The following is a 20,231-nucleotide window of genomic DNA, read 5'->3' on the forward strand; positions in this document are numbered from 1 at the left end:
CTTCTTGAAAGTTTTTCGACAAAGCCAACGCTGAGCCCAACATACTCGAATTTTCAACGGCTTAGCTCTTACCCGGCAAAGAGCCTCCCACGAACCGACGGTCCGTGACCGCATCCGAGCCCCTTGCGCACTCGCCTCACGGCAGAACGGCCCCACGCAGCCCATCGCTCGAGCCTTGCCCAGCGTCTCGCCGGTGCTCATACCGGACAGAGCCGGCGCTCGACTGTCGGTTGCCCCGCGCGTTTGCGCCCCGTCACGATGCGGTTCGATCGATGAGCGACCACCTCCTCTATCTATCCCGCGATGACGTGCGGGCCTGCACGGTGACGCCACGCGCAGCGCGCGAGGCCGTGCTCGGCGCCTTTCGCGACCATGCTGCTGGCCGCAACCGAAGCTTGCCCAAGACCGCGCTATCGCTCGGACCCGGCCATGCCTTCCAGGCGATGACCGCCGCCTCAGAGGCGCAAGCAATCGCCACGGTGAAATGGGTCGCTTCGGCGCCGGCTGCGCCGGGCAGCGCAGTGCCCAGCGTGAGCGCACTGATCTGCGTCAGCGATTATGCCACGGGTGCTCCGCTCGCCATCCTCGACGGCGACGAGATCACCCTCATCCGCACCGCCGCGATGTCAGCCGCCGCCGCCTCGCTCCTCGCGCCGACCGTTCCGCGCACGATCGGCTTCGTCGGTTGCGGCCTGCAGGCCTATGCCCATCTCGCCGCCTTTCATGATCTCTACCCTGATCTCACGAGCGCCCTACTAATGAGCCGCAGCCGCCACTCGGCCGAGCACCTAGCCGAGGCTGCCGCTGCACGGGGGTTGGCCACGGAGATCGTCGACGAGGCCGATGCGCTCCTCGCCCGCAGCGATCTCGTCGTCTCCATGGTCCCGGCGGCACCCGGCCTGCACCCCTTCCTCGATGCCAGGCGGATGAAGCCCGCCTCCTTTGCTGCTGCCGTCGACACCGGCCGCAGCTGGCTGCCGGAGGCGCTACCGGCCTTCGACCTCCTGGTCACCGACAGCCTCGTCCAGTCGCAGGCGCCCTATGATGTCGACGGGCAGCCGGTGACGACCGCACGCTTCGGCCATGATCTCGTTGCCCTATCGCATGCGCCGCTGAGCGATGCCGGAACGAAGCGCTCGCTGTTCTGCTTCCGCGGCTTCGCGCTGGCCGATCTCGCGCTCGCGCATCTCGTCCTCGAGAAGGCGCGCGTCGCCGGCATCGGAACGTCCCTGCCGCGCTAGAGCCGGATCCGATCAGGTTGAATCAACCTGATCGGTGAATCCGTCTCTCACTTTGAGTCGAGAGCCCGCTCCGATCAGCTTGCGGTGCAAGCTGATCGGAGCGGGCTCTTGCAACCCTGCCATGCGCCGGCTTTCGCTTCGCGTGCAGGCAGCCTACCTTTCCGGGTATCGAGGCGTTCCGGATAGGCGATGACAATGACGAAGGGTTCCGATCTCCTGGTGGCCGCGCTCGAGAACGAGGGCGTCGACCGCATCTTCGGTGTTCCCGGCGAGGAGAATCTCGATGTCGTCGAGTCGCTTCGGACTTCGAAGATCGAGCTGGTCCTGACCCGGCACGAACAGGCTGCTGCCTTCATGGCGGCGACGCATGGCCGGCTGACGGGGCGGCCCGGCGTCTGCATCGCGACGCTCGGGCCCGGCGCGCTGAATTTCTCGACCGGGGCGGCCTATGCCCATCTCGGCGCCATGCCGATGATCCTGATCACCGGCCAGAAGGCGATCATGAGCGCCAAGCAGGCGCGCTTCCAGATCGTCGATGTCGTCGCCTCGATGAAGCCGCTGACCAAGATGACCCGCCAGATCGTCAGCGCCGCCAGCATCCCTTCCGTGGTGCGCGACGCCTTCCGCGTTGCGATGGAGGAGCGGCCAGGCCCGGTCCATCTCGAGCTGCCGGAGGACATCGCCGCCGAGGAGGTCGCCGACGTGCCGCTGATCCCGGTCCATCCGCTTGAGCGGCCGGTGGCCGATCCAAAGGCGATCGCCCGCGCAGCCGAGATGATCCTGGCCGCCAAGCGGCCGCTGGTGATGATCGGTGCCGCAGGCAACCGGCCGCGACTGGTCGAGCCGCTCTCCGATTTCGTGCGGCAAGTGCGCCTGCCCTTCTTCAACACCCAGATGGGCAAGGGCGCCGTCACCGGCGGCTCGAACCTCTATATCGGCACCGCCGCTTTGTCCGAGGGCGACTATGTCCACCAGGCGATCGACCGGGCCGACCTGATCATCGCGATCGGCCACGACACGATCGAGAAGCCGCCTTTCCTGATGAAGAGCGCCGGCGGACCGAAGGTGATCCATATCGGCTATCAGTCGGCGACGGTCGAGCAGGTCTATCACCCCGATGCCGAGGTGATCGGCGATATCGGAGCGACCGCCGCGGCGCTAGCAGAGCGGCTGGGAGGCCGGCTGCAAGCCGATCCGGTCATGCTGGAGCTGCGCCAGAAGATTCTGGCCCATCTCAACGACCGGGCCGAGGAAGACCGTTTCCCGGTCACGCCGCAGCGCATCGTCCACGATATCCGCGCCGTGATGCCGGAGGACGGCGTCGTCTGCCTCGACAACGGCATGTACAAGATCTGGTTCGCGCGGAACTACCGCACCCATGTCGCCAACACGCTGCTGCTCGACAATGCGCTGGCGACGATGGGTGCCGGCCTGCCGTCGGCGATGATGGCGGCGATGCTCTATCCCGAGCGCCGGGTGATGGCGGTCTGCGGCGATGGCGGCTTCATGATGAACAGCCAGGAGATGGAGACCGCCGTCCGCCTGGGTCTCAACCTCGTCGTCGTCGTCCTCAACGACAACGCCTATGGCATGATCCGCTGGAAGCAGGCCGTCGACGGCTTCGCCGATTACGGCATGAGCTTCGGCAATCCCGATTTCGTTCGCTATGCGCAGGCTTATGGCGCCAAGGGCTCGCGCGTCGGTTCCGCCGCCGAGCTGGTGCCGACGCTGGAGGCGGCCTTTGCCGGTGGCGGCGTCCATCTCGTCGAGGTTCCCATCGATTATTCGGAGAACACACGCGTGCTCGTCGAGGAGCTGCGCAACAAGACGCCAGATATCGAGTTGGCCTGATACGGACCAAGCGAAGGAGACTACCATGCTGCAGGTCGTGCAGGCGTTCGATCGCGCCCCGATCGAGGAGATCGCAACCGATGATGCGGCAGCGCTCGAGGCCAAGCTGAAGGCGGCCGACAACGTCTTCCGCGATCGCGACCCCTGGCTGAAGCCGCATGAGCGGATCGCGATCCTGCGCAAGCTCGCCGAATTGCTGGCGGCCAAGCGCGACCATTTCGCCCGCCAGATCGCACGCGAGGGCGGCAAGCCGCTGACCGATGCGATCATCGAGACGACGCGCGCCATCGACGGCATCCACAATGCCGCCGACGAACTCCGGAACTTCGCCGGGCGCGAGATCCCGATGGGGCTGACGGCCGCTGCTGCCGGGCGCTGGGCCTTCACCACCAAGGAACCGATCGGCGTCGTCGCGGCGATCTCGGCCTTCAACCATCCGCTCAATCTGATCGTTCACCAGGTCGCGCCGGCGATCGCCGTCGGCTGCCCGGTGATCATCAAGCCGGCGAGCACAACGCCGCTCTGCTGCCGCGACTTCGTCGCGCTGGTGCACGAGGCCGGCCTGCCCGAAGCCTGGTGCCAGATGTTCATCCCGGAGACCAACGAGCTCGCCGAGGCCCTCGCCACCGACCGGCGCGTCGCGTTCCTCAGCTTCATCGGCTCGGCCAAGGTCGGCTGGTACCTGCATTCCAAGCTGGCGCATGGCGCGCGCTCGGCGCTGGAGCATGGCGGCGCGGCGCCGGCGATCGTCGACCGCAGCGCCGATCTCGAGCGGATCATCGAGCCCCTGGTCAAGGGCGGCTACTACCATGCAGGCCAGGTCTGCGTGTCGACGCAGCGCATCTTCGTGCATCAGGAGATCGCGGATGCCTTCACCGAGCGGCTGGTGGCGCGCGTCGCCAAGCTGCGCACCGGCGATCCCACCCTGAAAGAGACCGAGGTCGGGCCGCTGATCCTGCCGAAGGAGGCCGACCGGGTCGCGAGCTGGATCGAGGAGGCGGTGAAGGGCGGCGCGAAGCTTGCGCTCGGCGGCAAGCGGCTCTCCGAGACGACGCTGGAACCGGCCGTGCTGCTCGATCCTGCGGTCGACGCCAAGGTCTCGCAGCTCGAGGTCTTCGGCCCGCTGGTCTGCGTCTACCGCTACAGCAAGCTCGATGACGCCATCGCCCAGGCCAACTCGCTGCCCGTCGCCTTCCAGGGCAGCGTCTTCGCGCAGGACATCGATGTCGCCTTGCGCGCCGCCGAGCGTCTCGACGCCTCGGCGGTGATGGTCAACGACCCGACCGCCTTCCGCACCGACTGGATGCCCTTCGCCGGCCGCAAGGAATCCGGCTACGGCACCGGCGGCATCCCCTACACCATGCGCGACATGACGCAGGAGAAGATGATCCTGCTGAACCGGCGCTGAGGCGATCCTCAGCGCTTGAGCAGCAGCTGGACCTTGGCGAGCGCCGAGGCCTGTTCCTCATGATAGTCGATCAGGCTGCGGAAGCGACCTTCCGCGTCCATCAGATAGACCGAGGCGGTGTGGTCCATGGTGTAGCCGTCCGCAGTCGGCAGGCGCTTGGCGTAGGCCTTGTAGGCTTTCAACGCCGCATCGACCTCTTCTTGGCTGCCGGAGAGCCCGACGATGCGCGGATCGAAGGACTGCAGATAGAGCGCCAGCTGCGCCGGCCTGTCGCGCTCGGGATCGACGGTGACGAAGAGCACGTTCAGCCTGTCCGCCTCAGCGCCGAGCTTGCCCAACAGAGTGGTAAGCTCGAACAGCGTGGTCGGGCAGACCTCCGGACAATGGGTGAAGCCGAAGAAGACCAGTGTCGGCTTGCCCTGGTAGTCGGCTTGCGTGACCTTGCGACCGGTATGATCGGTCAACGAGAAGGGCCCGCCGACATCGGCCATCGGCGAGGACGACACGGCCGCGTCGGTGCCCGGCCGGCCCGGCCCGTCGACACGCCACCAGCCGAGCAGGATCGCGCCAGCGGCGAAGGCGACGAGGGCGACCGCGGTCCAGGCGCCGTAGCGGATGAATTTGAGGATCGACATGGCGCCCTGTCTGGCCGCCGGCCTCGCAGACGTCAACGCGGCGTAATCGACCCCGTCGCCGTTGCCTGCTGCGGCTCATCGTCGCCACCGCCATAGGGATCGGCCAGCGCCGCCTGCGGCGCGCTGATCTCGACCTTGCCGGCGACCATGGTCTGCATCCGCTCCGGCCCGACATTGCGCAGCAGCTTGCGGAAGCTCTGGTGCATGCCGCCATCCATCAGCGCATAGCTCATCGCCGGCAGGCTGTCGGCGAGCTCGGTGAAGCGCGCTTCGTCGCGGGCACTGCGGGCGGTGACCAGCGGCTCGACCTCGGGATCGGCCTGATAGGCCGGGCATGGCGCTCCCGGCACGAAGGCGGAAGCATCGCCGGCCGGATTGAAGACGTAGCGGCCGCCGCAGGTCGCCAGCCGCGGCGGCTGGCGCGTCGCCTCGAAATGATCCGAGCCTTCCTTGAGATTGCGCCAGAAGGCGATGTTTTGATTGCTGCGATGACGGGCCAGGTTTTCCGGCGTCATCCGGAACGGGAAGGCCTGGACCTGGAAGCTGCGCTGGCCGCCGGCGAAGGCCTCGCGCGCCATCCCGTAGATTTCGGTGACGCCGTCGTCGGTCATGGCGTAGCAGCCGGCCGAAGTGCAGGCGCCGTGCACCATCAGGGCCGAGCCGGTATAGCCCTGCGCCTTCTCGAGCGCGTTCGGATAGCCGAGGTTGAAGGACAAATAGAACTGCGACTTCGGATTCATCAGCTCCGCCGTCACTGTGTAGAAGCCCTCGGGTGCCTGCCGGTCGCCCTCACGCTTCTTCGGGCCGAGCTGGCCGGACCAGCGGCACATCGGATAGGTCTTGAGCAGAGCGTATTGGCCAGAGCGGTCGCGCTTCCAGACCTCGAGCTCGCTCTCCTTCTTGTAGATCCGCACCACGATCGGGTCGGCCTGGCTCATGCCTTTCGCCGACATTTGCGAGACGAGCGCGGCCGGCAGCGGCTGGAGTGCCCGGCCATCGCCTTCCATCCCGACACAGGACGAAAGCGCGATAGCGGCGGCGCCGAGCAGCGCGAAGCGCCGGACATTCTGGAAGATCGAGCGGATGGTCATGGATAAAATTATCGGAGTGTGGCGCTAACGACTGGTGAACGGGCTCGCGAGCGACCCTGCAACCTCAGGCCGGTCGAGGTTCAATTGACGTTTTCGTGAACGGCACCTCCGGCTCCCCGCGTTCTCGGCACTTGAAGCTGTAGTGGCTTCAGGTCGCAGAACGGCGGCGAAAGGGGAATCACGCGATGCTCGACCGCCGCCTCATCATCCAATCCCTCGCCTTCGGCCTCGCCGGCTCGCTGTCCGGCAGGGTGTTCGCGCAGGCCCCGTCCGCCCTGCTCGACCCCGGCCCGCTGCCGGAAAAGGTCTTCGGCGCGACGGAAGCGCCAGTAACGGTGGTCGAATACGCCTCGCTCACCTGCCATCACTGCATGAACTTCCACATGAAGACCTGGCCGGAGCTCAAGGCGAAATATGTCGACACCGGCAAGGTGCGCTTCATCATCCGCGAATTCCCGCTCGATCCGCTGGCGATGGCCGGTTTCATGCTCGCCCGCTGCGCCGGCGAGGAGAAATGGTATCCCGTCGTCGACATGTTCTACCGGACGCAGGAAAGCTGGGCCCACTCCGACAAGCCGCTCGACGGGCTGACCCAGGCGATGCGCCAGGCCGGCATGGGCAAGGACGGTGTCGAGGCCTGCCTGAAGCGCGAGGATGTCTATCAGGGGATCAAACAGGTTTCCGAGCGCGGCAAGGGGTTCGGCGTCGAGTCGACATCGACCTTCTTCGTCAATGGCAAGAAGGAGGTCGGCGCGCTCTCGCTCGAGCAGTTCGACGCGATCCTCGCGCCGTTGCTGGCCGGCCGCTGACCCGATCATGGTGAGGTCGCGCAACGTCGCGCTTGGGGTGGCGCTGATCGCGCTCGCGATCCTGTTCTACGCGGTCACCGTCGTGCGGATGCGCCAGACCGAGGATCAGCGGCATCTCAACGATCCCAAGGCGCACTCGGCCCCGGCCGCGCCTGCCAGCCCGACGCCTTAAGCGTCAGGCCGGCCGCCCGATCGCACGCTTGGCGGCCTCGACGGCGCCGGCGCATTGCGGCGCGATCTCGACCAGCACCACATCCGGGCTTGCTGCGCCCGTCCAGAAGCGCACCACCTGAACGACGGCCCAGCCCGGGTTCTCGCCGACGCGCGTCACGATCGCAGGCGCAGCAGTGCGGGCGCAGGCAGCGACCTTGTCGGCGCTGTCGCGCGGGATGCCGAGCGCCGAGAGCTGGCTGGTGATGGCGCCCTGAATCGGATCGAGGATCAGGAGCGAGACCAAAGCGGCGATGATCGAGTCCATGACGGTTCAGCCTCTTGTTCTTGTCGCGGGCGCGCGCACGAGGTCAGAGACGTTGCTCATGCCCGTCCGCCTGCCGAATCGCCAGATCCTCGATCTGGATCGTCGTGTGCTTCAGGCCGAACTGCTCGGCCAACAGCCGATTGGCCGCAACGAGCACAGGCCTGGCCTCAGCCATGTCGGCGACCACGACATGCGCACTCATCGCATCGAGCCCCGAGGTCAGTGTCCAGACATGCAGGTCGTGGACGGCCGTGACGCCCGACAGCGCCACCAATGATTTCTCCAGCAAGGCGACATCGACTTCCGGCGGCGTGCCTTCCATCAGGATGTGGACGGCTTGCTTCAGCAGGATCCAGGTCCGCGGCACGATGAACAGGCCGATGCCGGCGCCGACGATCGGATCGGCCAGCGTCCAGCCGGTCGCCATCACGATAACAGCCGCGATGATGACGCCGAGCGAGCCGAGCATGTCGCTCAGCACCTCGAAATAGGCGCCCTTGACGTTGAGGCTCTCGGAGGAGCCGCCGGCGAGCAGCTTCATGCTGATCAGGTTGACGATCAGCCCGACGACCGCGACGGCGAGCATCGGCCCGCCCAAGATGGGCGGCGGATTGAGGAAGCGCTCATAGGCTTCGTAGAGGATGTAAAACGTCAGCAGCAGCAGGACGACGGCGTTGGCGAGCGCCGACAGGATCTCCATGCGGACATAGCCGAAGGTCTGTTGCGGCGTCGCCGGCTTCTCGGCGAAGCGGATCGCGACCAGCGCCAGAGCGAGCCCGCCCGCGTCGGTCAGCATGTGTGCCGCATCCGCCAGCAGCGCGAGGCTGCCCGTCCATAGCCCTCCGACCACCTCGGCAAGCATGAAGGCGAAGGTCAGGCCAAAGGCGGCGGCGAGCCGCGACTTGTGTCGCCCTGCCGCCGTACCGGCGCTGCCGCCATGTGAATGCCCGACTCCCATCAGGATGCTCCGCTTTTGGATTGGTACTGCCCCGCGTCATCCGCACGCGCGTCGTCAGCCCGGTTCATGACCGGCAACGCCGCCAGCAGCATCAGCACCACGCCAAAGGTCAGCGCGATATCGGCACCGTTGAAGGTCGGCCAGTGCCAGTCGCCCCAATGCAGGTCGAGGAAATCGGTTACCGCGCCCTGCCGCCAGCGGTCGAGCGCATTACCGAAGGCACCGCCCGCCATCAATGCGAGGCCGATGCGCTCCAGGCGGTGCCTTGCGAGCGTAGCCCAGGCCAGCAGGCCAAGCCCGGCGGCGAACTTGAACAGCCCGAGCAGTCCAGGCCAGGCTTCGAGCGTATCGCGGAACAGGCCGAAGCTGACGCCGGTGTTGAAGCCGAGGCGCAGGTTGAGGAAGGGCGCAAGCTCGATCAGCTCAGGCGGGTTCAGCACGATCTCGAGCATCAGCCCTTTGCTGGCCTGGTCGAGCCCGACAGCCACGAGCGCAACGGCGACCACTGAGAAAAGTCTGCGCGACCAGCTCATGCGGCTTCTCCGGCGTCGCCGCTGATGCCGAGCCAGCGCCTCACGCGGGCCTTGTAGGCGAGATAGGGCTTTTCGAGCGAGGCGGCGAGCACGCGCTCCTCGATCCCGACCTGGAGCCTGATCGCGACAAGCAGCGCCAGTGTCAGTATCACCTGAACGAGACTCGGCAGGACAATGAAGAGCCCGATGAACAGCAATGCCTGGCCGACGAAGACCGGGTTGCGCGAGATCGCGAAGGGGCCGCTATCGACGATCGCGCCCTGCTCGCCCTCGGCTGCGCCGATGCGCCAGGAGGTGCCCATATAGCGCTGCGACAACAGCGCGACGCAGGCGCCGATGACGACTAAGAGGTGGCCGAGGACATCAAACCAGGGCTCGCCCAGCGCCACCGTCAGCGGATCGCCCTTCATCGGATTGCCGAAAGCAGCGAGCCAGAGTGGCCAGAGCACGGCACCCGTGAAGGCGATACGGAACAGCAGCGCCGGCAGCGTCTGCTTCTCCTTGCCCTTGCCGAACAGCCAGACCGGGCGGCCGGCCTCCTTTGCCAGGATCGCCGACATGGCGAGGAAGCTGACGACGTAGACGGCGACCATCAGGTAGCTGGCGATCTCCATGCCGGACATTGGCCCGCCTCCTCAGCCGGCCTTGCCGGCGTTGAAGCGCAGCAGGCGCAGCGCATTGGCCGTAACCAGCACGGTCGCGCCGGTATCGGCGAGGATCGCGACCCAGAGCCCGGTGTAGCCGAGCACGCTGGTGACCAGGAACACCGCCTTCAGGCCCAGCGCGATCACGATATTGGCGCGGATATTGCCCATCGCCGCCCGCGCCAGCCGGATCATCGCCGCGATGTCGCGCACCCGGCTCTTCAGCACCGCGCCATCGGCGGTCTCGAGCGCGACATCCGTCCCCGAGCCCATGGCGACGCCGATATTGGCGGCGGCCAGCGCCGGGGCGTCGTTGATGCCGTCACCGACCATCATTACCGGCGCCTCGCGCGCGAGTTCCTTAATGGCGGTGACTTTGTCGTCCGGCATCAGCTCGGCCTTGTGCTCCAGGCCGAGCGAGCCGGCGATGGCGGCGCCGGTTCGGGCATTGTCGCCGGTCAGCATTACCGAGCGAATGCCGAGCGCCTTGAGTTCGGCGATGGCGGCGGCGGCGTCTTCGCGCGGCTCGTCGCGCAAGGCGATCAACCCGGCGAGCGCACCATCGGCGATGACGGCGGCGACGGTCTTGCCGGCAGTTTCAAGGCGCTCGACCGCATCCAGCGCCGCTGCGTCGAAGGTCGCACGGTCCTTCGCATGCCGCGGCGCGCCGACGAAGATATCCACGCCGTCGAGCATGCCCGTTACGCCCTTGCCGGCGATGGCAGCTGCATTTGCAGCGGCGCGCACCGGGATCGCATGCGCCTTGGCGCGGGCGATGATGGCGAGCGCCAGCGGATGGCTGGAGCCGGTCTCGACGGCAGCCGCGAGCTCGACGATTTTGCGCTCGTCACGGCCGAGCGCGACGATTTCGGTGACGCGCGGCTCGCCTGCGGTCAGCGTGCCGGTCTTGTCGAAGGCGACGATGCCGGTGCGCGCGGCCGCCTCGATGACGATGCCGCCCTTGAGCAGCAGGCCCTGGCGCGCGCCGGTCGAGAGCGCCGCCGCGATCGAGGCCGGCACGGAGATGACCAATGCGCAGGGGCAGCCGATCAAGAGCAGCGCCAGCGCCCGGTAGATCCAGACCGACCACTCGCCGCCAAAGGCCAGCGGCGGCACCAGCGCAACCAGGATGGCGAGGCCGACGATCGCCGGCATGTAGATACGCGAGAAGCGGTCGATGAAGCGCTCGGTCGGCGCCCTCGCCTCCTGCGCTTCCTCGACCAAGCGGATGATGCGGGCGATGGTGTTGTCCTCTGCCGCCTTCTCGACGCGCACGCGCAAGGCCGCCTCGCGATTGACCGAGCCGGCATAGACCTGATCACCGACGCCCTTGGTCTTCGGCACGGATTCGCCGGTGACCGGGCTCTCGTCGATACCGGAGATGCCATCGGTGATCGCGCCGTCGGCCGGGATACGATCGCCCGGGCGGACCAGCACGATCTGGCCAACCGCGAGTGCCGCGGCGTCGACCTGACGCGTCTCGCCGTTCTCCTCGACCAGCGCCGTCTTGGGCACGAGATCGCCCAGCGCCCGAATCGAGGCACGGGCGCGATCGGCGGCGACGCCTTCCAGCACCTCCCCGACGGCGAAGAGGAAGACGACCAGTGCCGCCTCCTCGGCCGCGCCGATGACGAGTGCGCCGGTCGCGGCGATCGTCATCAGCATCTCGATGGTGAAGGCCTGCCCAACAGCGGCGGCGGCGAAGGCGCGCCGCGCCACCGGCACGACGCCAATCACGCAGGCGGCGACGAAGGCCCAGTAGGCAACCGTCTCCGACAAGGCGAGCTTGGTCAGCCAGGCGCCGGCGAGCAGTGCGCCGGTCAAAAGGACAAGCCTGCCCTTGCCGGTCTGGTACCAGGAGACGCCGTCCGGTGTCGGCTCGTGGACATGGCCCGGCGAGCCGTGGCCTTGGTCGGCGGCGGCCTTCGCCTTGCCGTGATCGTGGTCGTGCTTGTGCCCGCCACAACCCGCATGATCATGCTGATGCGCGTGGCCATGTGCCTTATCCGCCGGCCCATGATCATGGTCACAGCCGCAGCTCGCCTCTGGCTCGGGAGCTGCCATGCGTGGCGCGCTTGCCGGCGTCGTCTTGTAGCCGAGGCTGGCGACGCGCTTCTCGATAGAGTCGCGGCCGGTCCGGCTCTCGTCGAGGGCGAGGGTCAGCGTCTCGGACATCACTGAAAGCCGCACGTCGGAGACACCGGGCAGGCGTTCGACCGCGCCGCGAATCTTCGCCGCGCAACTGGCGCAATCCATGCCGCCGACCTTCCAGGACAGCGTTTCCGTTTCGGTTTTGGCGGCGGTGGCCATGCTCTCGTCTCCGCTTGACAGCGTTGCGGGACCACCTACCTACAACCTATAGCCACTACAGCTTCAAGAGGAAAAATCATGCCGCCGGCGAAAACCCTTGAACGCGTGGTGCCGATCGGGACGCTGGCCGAGCGGACCGGGGTCAAGGTCGAGACGATCCGCTATTACGAGCAGGTCGGCCTGCTGCCGGAGCCCGAGCGCTCCGAAGGCAATCAGCGCCGCTATGGCCGCGCCCATATCGAGCGGCTCGCCTTCATCAAGCATGCGCGCGATCTCGGCTTCGCCGTCGACAGCATCCGCACCCTGTTGCGGCTTTCGGACACACCCGGCATGGCCTGCGACGAAGCGCATGCGATCTCGGCGGGCCATCTCAAGGAAGTGCGCGACAAGATCGCACGGCTGCGCTCGCTGGAGGCGGAACTCGCCCGGATCGCAACGGTTTGCTCGGGCGGCGTCGCGGCCTGCGATTGCGCGATCATCGAGGCGCTGGCCGATCACGCCCAGTGCGAGCACCACAACCACTGAGACATCAACGCAAATTGACCCTGCTCGCAGCCATGCTATCGAAGCGGCAGGAGGACGACTTTTGTCCGCAGGACGCCGCAAAGCAGGAATGAGACGCTGGGTCGCGCTGGCCGCGGCCTATCTCGTCGTGCTGCAGGCGATCTTCGCGGGCCTGACCTCCGGCGCCAATGCGGCGGGCTTCAGCCTCGACCGCTCGCTGGCAATGACGCTCTGCGCCGGCGGCGACATGCCAATAGGGCAGAGCGATGGTGCCGCGGCGGCGCACGAGCTGATGACCTGCTGCATGCTCGGCTGCGCCTTCTCCGGCGCGGGCGCGCCCGCCGCTCCGGCCTCGTTCCTGCCGGTCGTGCACCGCGCCGTCGATCTCGTCGCCTTCCAGTGGCGGCTCGACCTGCCATCCGGCTTCATCGCCGGCCGCTCCCCGGCCAATCCACGCGCGCCGCCCACCAGCCTCTGAGCTGGATGCTTCCGCGCGCCGCTGCGCCGCGACCAGCATCATCCCGACGGCCGATAGCGGCCTTCCATTCCATTCGTTCGCGACGGCAGCTCAGCTGCCTCGCGCGCTCCTTCCGAATCCACGCCGCCCAGCGCGGCTGCGCCGGCCGTGCCGGCGCTCATTCCGCAGGAAATCCTGACGATGAAATCTCTTTCGCTCGCCGCCCTGGTCGCGGCTTTCGCCGCCGGCCCGGCCTTCGCCCATGTCACCCTCGAAACCCAGCAGGCGCCGGTCGGCTCGACCTACAAGGCGGTGCTGCGCGTCCCGCATGGCTGCAAGGGCGCGGCCACGACCAAGGTCCGCGTCCGCATTCCGGAAGGGGTGATCGCGGTCAAGCCGATGCCCAAGCCGGGCTGGACGCTGGAGACGACCAAGGGCAAGTACGAGAGGCCCTATGATTACTACAGCACGCCGACAGCCGAGGGCGTCACCGAGGTCTCCTGGAGCGGCGGCAAGCTGCTCGACGAGCACTATGACGAGTTCGTGCTGCGCGGCTATCTCACCGCCGACCTCAAGCCGGAAACCACGCTCTATGTGCCGGTTGTGCAGGAATGCGAGGGCGGCGCGGTCGAACGCTGGATCGAGATCCCGGCGGCCGGCAAGTCGGCTGATGATTACAAGTTCCCGGCGCCCGGGGTGAAACTCACGCCGAAGAAGTGAGCGAGCGTGGCCGGGCTTTCCCGCCCGGCCGCCATCCCGCCATGACCCGGCAACTCCGCCTTCTCCTCATCCTGCTCGGCCTCGCCGTCGCCTCGCTGGCAACGGCGGGGCAGGCGCTGGCGCATGCCGCGCTGACCAAAGCCGCCCCGGCGGACGGCGCGGTGATCGCTGCCGCGCCGGCCGAATTCAGCCTGAGCTTCAGCGAGCCGGTCTCGCCATTGGTGCTGAAACTGATAGCGCCCGACGGAACCGCCCGCCCGCTCACGCGCTTCACGCTCTCGGAGCGGACGCTTTCGATCGCGCCACCCGCCGATCTCGACCACGGCACGCATGTGCTGAGCTGGCGCGTGACCTCGGAGGATGGCCATCCGGTCGGCGGCTCGGTGCTGTTCTCGATCGGCGCGCCCAGCGCTGCTCCGGTCGTGACGACGCAAAGCGAGCCGGCCGTGCGCCTCATGCTCTGGCTCGGCAAGCTCGGGCTCTATCTCGGCCTCGCCCTTGGCATTGGCGGGGTCGCATTCATCGTATGGGTCGCGCCTTTGCCCGCCGCCGCGCGACGGCCGATCGCAGGTTTTCTCGCGCTCGGGCTTCTGTCCCTACCGGTTGCGCTCGCGGCGCAGGGGCTCGATGCGCTGGCGCTTCCAGCCTCGGGCGCCTTGCAAGCGGCCGCCTGGCAAGCAGCAGCAGCAAGCAGTTTCGGCCGCACTGCGCTGATCGCCGCTCTCGCCCTGCTCGCAGCACTCGCGGCCTTGGTCGCGCCCGGCACGCTCGGCCGCATGCTGGCGCTCGCCGGCTGGCTCGGCGTTGGCCTCGCCCTCGCCGCGAGCGGCCATGCCAGCGCCGCCGCGCCGCAATTGCTGATGCGTCCGGCCGTCTTCCTGCACACCGTCAGCCTGGCCGGCTGGGCCGGTGCGCTGATGCCGCTCGCCTTCGCGCTGCGCGAGCCTGCGGGAGCGGTTGCGCTGACACGGTTCTCGGCACGCATTCCGTTCCTGCTGATTGCGCTCCTGCTGAGCGGCACGGCCCTCGCCATCGTGCAAGTCGAGCGGCCGCAGGCTTTGCTCGAAACCGCCTATGGCAATGTCCTTCTCGCCAAGCTCGGGCTGGTCGCGATCCTGCTCGGGCTCGCGAGCTTCAACCGCTACCGGCTGACGGCAAAGGCCGCAGCGGGACAGATTGCCGTATCGCGGCTGCTGCGCCGGGTCGTTGCCGCCGAGATCGTCGTGGTGCTCGCCATCCTCGGCACGGCAGCGCTCTGGCGCTTCACGCCGCCGCCGCGCGCGCTCATCGCGGCTGCGGCGCAGCCGGCGAGCGTCCATATCCACACCGAGAAGGCGATGGCCGATGTCAGCGTGACGCCGGGCCGGGTCGGGCCCGTGACGATCACCGTCGCGCTGCTGAATGGCGAGTTCGGCCCGCTCAATGCCAGGGAACTTCGCCTGTCGTTCGCCAATCCCGCCGCCGGCATAGAGCCGATCGAACGGCAGGCCGTCCGACAGCAGGACAGTGACTGGCAGGTCAACAACCTGACGCTTCCCGTCGCCGGCCGCTGGACCGTCGAGCTTGAGATCCTGGTCTCGGATTTCGAGATGATCCGCCTCAAGGAGACCGTGGAGATCAGGCCATGACGAGCGAGATTACAAGGCGCGACTGGACGGGATTGGCGGCAGCCGGCGCGCTATCTGGACTGCTCGCCGGACTGCCGCAAGCTACGCTGGCCCAGTCTGCGGGAACGAGCACCCCGCGGATCGCGATGCTGGTGCATCCGGACATGGTGATGCTCGATCTGATCGGGCCGCTGACCGTGTTCTCGCTGCTGCGGGCGGAACTGCATCTGGTCTGGAAGGATCGGCAACCGGTCGCGAACGATCTCGGGCTGCCGGTCACGCCGAGCACGAGCTATGCCGATTGCCCGGCAGAGCTCGACGTCCTGTTCATCCCGGGCGGGCTGAAGGGCAGCGTCGCGCTGATGGACGATGCGCAGACGCTCGCCTTTCTCGCCGATCGCGGCGCGCGCGCCCGCTACGTGACCGCCGTCTGCACGGGGTCGCTGGTGCTCGCCGCCGCCGGGCTCCTCAACGGCTACCGCGCCACGGGCCACTGGTACATTCGCGACCTGCTGGCACTGATGGGGGCGACCGTCGAGGCCAAGCGGGTGGTCAGCGACCGCAACCGCATCACCGGCGGCGGCGTCACCGCCGGTCTCGATTTCGGCCTGACGATCGCTGCCAAGCTGCGCGATGAGGAGACGGCGCGGTTGATCCAGCTCGTGCTGGAGTATGATCCGCAGCCGCCTTTCGACGCCGGCACGCCCGAGCGCGCCGGCACCAAGCTCACCAGCGACGTATTGGCTCGGCGCAAGCCCCTGATCGATGCCGCAAGGCGCAATGCCGAACTCGCCAAGACCCGCCTCTCCCTTTGATCACGCAAGGAGCCTCGACATGATCAAGTTTCGCCTCGCCCTCACCGCTGCGGCTCTCGCCCTGAGCTGCGGCACAGTCCTGGCGCAGGACTACACCGCTGGCCCGCTCAAGATCGAACAACCCTGGACGCGCGCGACCCCGGCCGGCGCCAAGGTCGCCGGCGGCTATGTCGCGGTCACCAACACCGGAGCCACGCCCGACCGCCTGCTCGGCGGCAGCAGCGAGATCGCCGGCAAGGTCGAGATCCACGAAATGGCTGTCAATAACGGCGTGATGACCATGCGCGGCCTGCCCGATGGCGTCGAGCTCAAGCCGGGCGCCAAGACCGAGCTGAAGCCCGGCGGCTACCACATCATGTTCATGGATCTGAAGCGCCAGCTCAAGGAAGGCGAGACGGTCAAAGGCACGCTGACCTTCGAGAAGGCCGGGCCGGTTCCGGTCGAGTTCTCCGTGCAATCGGTCGGCGCCCGCGCCCCGGCCGAAGCTCACAAGCACTAACCAGGACCAACTGCTGCTGAACCACCAAAGCCGCCGGGCATCTGCCCGGCGGCTTTTTCATGCGCGCTTGACGATCCGCAGTATGAGAAGTACGGTCCATATTAGAAAACAAATGATCCATAATATGGATCAACAGGAGGAACGCAGTGCTGCAGGGCATGCTCCCGGTGTTGCCGACGCCGTTCACGCAGACAGGGGCGATCGATCCCGACGCAATGGCGGGGATCGTCGATTTTGCCCTCGCCTGTGGTGTCGACGGCGTGGTGTTCCCGGGCTTCGCCAGCGAGGTCGACGATCTCTCTGCGGCCGAGCGGGGCGCCCTGCTGAAGGTCGTGGTTGCCCGCATCGGCGGGCGGCTGCCGATCGTCGCCGGCGCAAGCGCGCCGACTGCGCTCGAGGCGATCTCGCATTGCCGCGAAGCCCTCGCCAACGGCGTCAGCCATGTCATGATCCAGGCGCCGAAGAGCGTCGGCACCACGACCGAAGCCGTCTCGGCCTTCTATGCCGAGATCGCCGCAGCCGTGCCCGGCATCGAGATCGTGCTGCAGAACGCACCGGCGCCGCGCGGCTCCGACCTCAAGCCCGAGGCGATTCTGGCGATCGTCCGCGACAACCCGGCGATCACCTATGTCAAGGAAGAGACATTGCCGTCGGGCCTCGCCATTTCGGCGATCGCAGCCGGCAAGCCGGCGCATCTGAAAGGCGTCATCGGCGGCGGCGGCGCGCGCTACCTGATCGACGAATACAATCGCGGCGCCTGCGGCGCGATGCCAGCGGTCGAGTTCGCCGATGTGCATGTCGTGATGGACCGGGCCTATCGCAGCGGCGACCTCGCCCGTGCGCGCGAGCTCTATATGCGCACGCTGCCGCTGCTGGTGATCCAGTTCAATTTCCGCATGGCCTTCACCAAGCATGTGCTGACCAGGCGCGGCGTGCTGACCAACCAGGTCGTGCGGGCGAAGGTGCCGCCGATGGATGCCCGGGATGTCGCCGAGATCGACGCCTGGCTGGAGGCCTGCGCCGACCTGATGGCGGTCGAAGCGCGCGCGCCTGCCCTCGCCGGAGAGGCGTGATGGCCGAGCGCGTCGCCCGCGTCGAGGTCTTCTCGATAACCATCCCGCGCGAGACGCCCTATCTCGGCGCGTTGCGCGAAGGCGAGCGCATCAACGATCACGGCTATATCGTCCGCAAGGGCAACCGCACCGTCTATCCGACGGTCGATCGCACCGTGGTCGCCCGGATCGAGACCGCGAGCGGCGCGGTCGGCTGGGGCGAGACCTATGGCATCGTCGCGCCCGGCGCCGCGATGGCGATCATCGACGACCTGCTCGGCCCCTTCGTCGTCGGCCGCGATCCGCGCGACGTCAGCGTCATCCATGACGATCTCTACGACCTGATGCGGGTGCGCGGCTATACCGGCGGCTTCTATCTCGATGCGCTCGCCGCGATCGACATCGCGCTCTGGGACCTCTGCGGCAAGCTTTCCAGCCTGCCGCTGGTCAAGTTGCTCGGCGGCCAGAAGCATGAACGCTTGCCGGCTTACATCTCCGGTTTGCCCAAGCCGACGCGGGCGGAGCGAGCCGATTTTGCCGCCGAGTGGCAGGCCAAGGGCTTCGACAGCTTCAAGTTCGCCGCTCCCGTCGCCGATGACGGCAATGTCGCCGAGATCGAGACCTTGCGCGAAATGCTCGGGCCGAAGGCACGCATCGCCTGCGACATGCACTGGGTCCACACCGGCGAAGAGGCCGTCGCAGCGATCCGGGCGATGGAGCCGCACGGGCTCTGGTTCGCCGAGGCTCCGGTGAAGCCGGAGGATCTCGACGGGCTTGCCCACGTCGCCGCGAAAGTCTCGACGCCGATCGCGGCGGGCGAGGAATGGCGCACGGTCTACGATCTCGTGCCGCGGGTCGCGCGCCGGGCCTGCGCCATCGTCCAGCCCGAGATGGGCCATAAGGGCGTGACCGAATTCATGCGCATCGGGCTCTATGCGCAGGCGCATCACCTCAGGGTGATCCCGCACGCCACGATTGGCATCGGACTGTTCCTGGCGGCGAGCCTGCATGCATCCTCAGCGCTCGCGGCGGTCGAATGCCACGAATTCCAGCATTCGATCTTCGAACCGAACCGGCGGCTGCTCCTAGGCGACATGGATTGCAGCGACGGCTTCTACCGTTTGCCGAGCGGGCCCGGCCTCGGGGTCGAGCCGTCGAAAGAGGCGCTCAAGCTGCTGAAGCGACTGTAACGATAAAACCAAGGGAGGAGGAGACCATGACGAGGAAAAGGCTTGGACTTGCACTGTCCGCGGCTGCGCTCGCGCTCGCCGCCGGCTTTCTCCCCAGCGCCGCACTGGCGCAGGGCAAGGTGCTGAAATTCGTCTCCTGGCAGAAGGACGAGCGCGGCGTCGGCGACTGGTGGGGCTCGGTGATCAAGGAGTTCGAGGCGACCCATCCCGGCGTCAAGATCGAATGGACCAAGGTCGAACGCGGCGCCTATGCCGACACGATGACGACGCTGTTCGCCGGCGGCAAGCCACCGGACATCGTCCACCTCGCCTCCTTCGAGTTCCAGAAGTTCGCCGATAATGGCTGGCTGGAGCCGCTCGACGCCTACATCAAGGAGGCGAAACTCGATCTCAGGGGCTGGGCCGGGCAAGACACCTGCAGCTGGAACAAGCAGACCGTCTGCACCATGATGCTCTATTTCGGCTACATCTTCGCGTACAATGAAGAGCTGCTGAAAAAGGAAGGTCTCGAGGCCCCCAAGACCTATGCCGAGTTCCTCGCGGCGGCGCGGAAATTGACCAAGGACATCAACGGCGATGGCATCGTCGACCAGTTCGGCACCGGCCATGAGACCAAGGGCGGTGGCGGCCAGTATATGAGCGAGATGATGAACTACACGCTCGATGCCGGCGGGCGCTGGACCAACGATGCCGGCAAGGTGACGATCAATACGCCCGAGATGATCGAGGGCCTGTCGCGCTGGAAGACCATCGTCAAGACCAGCCTGACCCCGCGCGACCTGCCGGCCGGCGAGGTCCGCCAGATGTTCGCCGACGGCAAGATCGCGCTGAAGATGGACGGGCCGTGGCTCTGGCCGATCATCCAGAAGGGCAAGGCCAAGGACCAGATCAAGCTCGGCATGGTGCCGTTCAACCCACCGGTCGGCGGCTCCTCCAACGTGCTCGGCATCGCCGCCGACGCGCCCAAGGAGAACAAGAAACTGGTCTGGGACTTCATCGCGCTCGCGACCTCGGACAAGTTCCAGTCGAGCTATGCGACGCTGGGCGCCTCGCCGCCGCCTTCCCCGCGCGCCGACACCTCGGCAGCGAGCAAGGACACGCCGCATTTCGACCTCCTGGTGAAGGCGACCAAGGCCGCCGCCGACGCCAAGATCGACCGGATCCCGAAGGGACTGGAGCTGCAGTTCAACGAGTTCGCCAAGATGGTCATGGAAGAATCGCAGCGCATGATCATCCAGGACCTCGATCCGAAGGTCGTCGCCGCAACGATGCAGGCTAAGGCCGAGGCGCTGCAGAAGCAGTAGCCTTCCCTTCTCCCCTTGCGGGAGAAGGTGGCTCGGCGAAGCCGAGACGGATGAGGGGTCGCGGTACGTCTGCCGGCTAGCGCAGCGATCGCTAATCAGCAGCGTCGCGAGCCCCCTCACCCCGG

21 protein-coding genes are annotated in these 20,231 nt (G+C 67.2%); 14 read left to right on the plus strand and 7 right to left on the minus strand.

Annotated features, from left to right (window positions below):
* Positions 1-272: 272 nt before the first annotated feature.
* The 3 genes from ACSQ3M_RS23840 to ACSQ3M_RS23850 all read left to right on the plus strand — a co-directional run bounded on the left by ACSQ3M_RS23840 (position 273) and on the right by ACSQ3M_RS23850 (position 4,500).
* The gene (locus ACSQ3M_RS23840) at positions 273-1,241 is read left to right on the plus strand and encodes an ornithine cyclodeaminase family protein (protein WP_436152562.1); all 969 of its coding nucleotides are present in this window, start codon (positions 273-275) and stop codon (positions 1,239-1,241) included.
* Between the two features lie 195 nt (positions 1,242-1,436).
* Entirely contained in the window at positions 1,437-3,092 is a 1,656-nt protein-coding gene (locus tag ACSQ3M_RS23845; RefSeq protein ID WP_436152563.1) for an acetolactate synthase large subunit, read from the plus strand.
* A 25-nt stretch (positions 3,093-3,117) separates the two neighbouring features.
* Positions 3,118-4,500 (plus strand): aldehyde dehydrogenase family protein, encoded by a 1,383-nt coding sequence (locus tag ACSQ3M_RS23850; RefSeq protein WP_436152564.1) that lies wholly within the window; start codon positions 3,118-3,120, stop codon positions 4,498-4,500.
* A gap of 8 nt (positions 4,501-4,508) precedes the next feature.
* On the opposite strand, the gene ACSQ3M_RS23855 is transcribed toward ACSQ3M_RS23850, so the two are convergent.
* Both ACSQ3M_RS23855 and ACSQ3M_RS23860 read right to left on the minus strand, forming a co-directional pair.
* Positions 4,509-5,135 (minus strand): SCO family protein, encoded by a 627-nt coding sequence (locus ACSQ3M_RS23855; RefSeq protein ID WP_436152565.1) that lies wholly within the window; start codon positions 5,133-5,135, stop codon positions 4,509-4,511.
* Positions 5,136-5,167: 32 nt separating this feature from the next.
* Positions 5,168-6,226 carry a L,D-transpeptidase family protein gene (locus ACSQ3M_RS23860; RefSeq protein ID WP_436152566.1) on the minus strand — a complete coding sequence of 353 codons (1,059 nt, stop codon included), beginning with the start codon at positions 6,224-6,226 and terminating at the stop codon, positions 5,168-5,170.
* 185 nt (positions 6,227-6,411) lie between these two features.
* Here ACSQ3M_RS23860 and ACSQ3M_RS23865 point away from each other — a divergent pair, with 185 nt between their 5' ends.
* Together ACSQ3M_RS23865 and ACSQ3M_RS23870 are read left to right on the plus strand one after the other, a co-directional pair.
* Positions 6,412-7,035 (plus strand): DsbA family protein, encoded by a 624-nt coding sequence (locus ACSQ3M_RS23865; protein ID WP_436152567.1) that lies wholly within the window; start codon positions 6,412-6,414, stop codon positions 7,033-7,035.
* Between the two features lie 7 nt (positions 7,036-7,042).
* Positions 7,043-7,207: a hypothetical protein gene (locus ACSQ3M_RS23870; RefSeq protein ID WP_436152568.1), complete on the plus strand. Its 165-nt coding sequence runs from the start codon at positions 7,043-7,045 to the stop codon at positions 7,205-7,207.
* A gap of 3 nt (positions 7,208-7,210) precedes the next feature.
* Here ACSQ3M_RS23870 and ACSQ3M_RS23875 read toward each other — a convergent pair whose 3' ends face one another.
* From ACSQ3M_RS23875 to ACSQ3M_RS23895, 5 genes are read right to left on the minus strand one after another with little or no spacing between them, the layout of a single operon-like run.
* A complete protein-coding gene (locus tag ACSQ3M_RS23875) occupies positions 7,211-7,513 on the minus strand; it encodes a hypothetical protein (protein ID WP_436152569.1) in 303 nt (100 codons plus the stop codon).
* 43 nt (positions 7,514-7,556) lie between these two features.
* Complete coding sequence (locus ACSQ3M_RS23880) at positions 7,557-8,471, minus strand: cation diffusion facilitator family transporter (RefSeq protein ID WP_436152570.1); 915 nt, start codon at positions 8,469-8,471, stop codon at positions 7,557-7,559.
* On the minus strand, positions 8,471-9,004 hold the full coding sequence (gene lspA, locus ACSQ3M_RS23885; protein ID WP_436152571.1) for a signal peptidase II: 534 nt from the start codon (positions 9,002-9,004) through the stop codon (positions 8,471-8,473). Before lspA ends, ACSQ3M_RS23880 begins: the two co-directional genes overlap by 1 nt.
* Positions 9,001-9,627, minus strand: a complete 627-nt coding sequence (locus ACSQ3M_RS23890; RefSeq protein WP_436152572.1) for a methyltransferase family protein — start codon at positions 9,625-9,627, stop codon at positions 9,001-9,003. Before ACSQ3M_RS23890 ends, lspA begins: the two co-directional genes overlap by 4 nt.
* Before the next feature lie 12 nt (positions 9,628-9,639).
* Positions 9,640-11,958, minus strand: coding sequence for a heavy metal translocating P-type ATPase (locus ACSQ3M_RS23895; protein WP_436152573.1), 2,319 nt, complete (start codon positions 11,956-11,958; stop codon positions 9,640-9,642).
* 105 nt (positions 11,959-12,063) lie between these two features.
* Between ACSQ3M_RS23895 and ACSQ3M_RS23900 the strand changes: the two genes are divergently transcribed.
* The 9 genes from ACSQ3M_RS23900 (at position 12,064) to ACSQ3M_RS23940 (ending at position 20,106) form a co-directional block, all read left to right on the plus strand.
* Positions 12,064-12,483: a MerR family transcriptional regulator gene (locus tag ACSQ3M_RS23900; RefSeq protein ID WP_436152733.1), complete on the plus strand. Its 420-nt coding sequence runs from the start codon at positions 12,064-12,066 to the stop codon at positions 12,481-12,483.
* 88 nt (positions 12,484-12,571) lie between these two features.
* Positions 12,572-12,940: a hypothetical protein gene (locus ACSQ3M_RS23905; protein ID WP_436152574.1), complete on the plus strand. Its 369-nt coding sequence runs from the start codon at positions 12,572-12,574 to the stop codon at positions 12,938-12,940.
* Between the two features lie 180 nt (positions 12,941-13,120).
* Positions 13,121-13,639: a YcnI family copper-binding membrane protein gene (locus ACSQ3M_RS23910; RefSeq protein WP_436152575.1), complete on the plus strand. Its 519-nt coding sequence runs from the start codon at positions 13,121-13,123 to the stop codon at positions 13,637-13,639.
* 41 nt (positions 13,640-13,680) lie between these two features.
* A complete protein-coding gene (locus tag ACSQ3M_RS23915; protein ID WP_436152576.1) occupies positions 13,681-15,267 on the plus strand; it encodes a copper resistance CopC/CopD family protein in 1,587 nt (528 codons plus the stop codon).
* On the plus strand, positions 15,264-16,061 hold the full coding sequence (locus tag ACSQ3M_RS23920; RefSeq protein ID WP_436152577.1) for a DJ-1/PfpI family protein: 798 nt from the start codon (positions 15,264-15,266) through the stop codon (positions 16,059-16,061). Before ACSQ3M_RS23915 ends, ACSQ3M_RS23920 begins: the two co-directional genes overlap by 4 nt.
* 19 nt (positions 16,062-16,080) lie before the next feature.
* Positions 16,081-16,560 carry a copper chaperone PCu(A)C gene (locus ACSQ3M_RS23925; RefSeq protein WP_436152578.1) on the plus strand — a complete coding sequence of 160 codons (480 nt, stop codon included), beginning with the start codon at positions 16,081-16,083 and terminating at the stop codon, positions 16,558-16,560.
* A gap of 158 nt (positions 16,561-16,718) precedes the next feature.
* Positions 16,719-17,633: a dihydrodipicolinate synthase family protein gene (locus tag ACSQ3M_RS23930; protein WP_436152734.1), complete on the plus strand. Its 915-nt coding sequence runs from the start codon at positions 16,719-16,721 to the stop codon at positions 17,631-17,633.
* Complete coding sequence (locus ACSQ3M_RS23935) at positions 17,633-18,802, plus strand: mandelate racemase/muconate lactonizing enzyme family protein (RefSeq protein WP_436152579.1); 1,170 nt, start codon at positions 17,633-17,635, stop codon at positions 18,800-18,802. The genes ACSQ3M_RS23930 and ACSQ3M_RS23935 overlap by 1 nt, the downstream gene beginning before the upstream one ends.
* 26 nt (positions 18,803-18,828) lie before the next feature.
* Entirely contained in the window at positions 18,829-20,106 is a 1,278-nt protein-coding gene (locus ACSQ3M_RS23940; protein WP_436152580.1) for an ABC transporter substrate-binding protein, read from the plus strand.
* The last annotated feature ends 125 nt before the right edge of the window (positions 20,107-20,231 follow it).

It is taken from the genome of Allobosea sp. LjRoot90 (assembly GCF_964254315.1).
Lineage (GTDB): Bacteria > Pseudomonadota > Alphaproteobacteria > Rhizobiales > Beijerinckiaceae > Allobosea.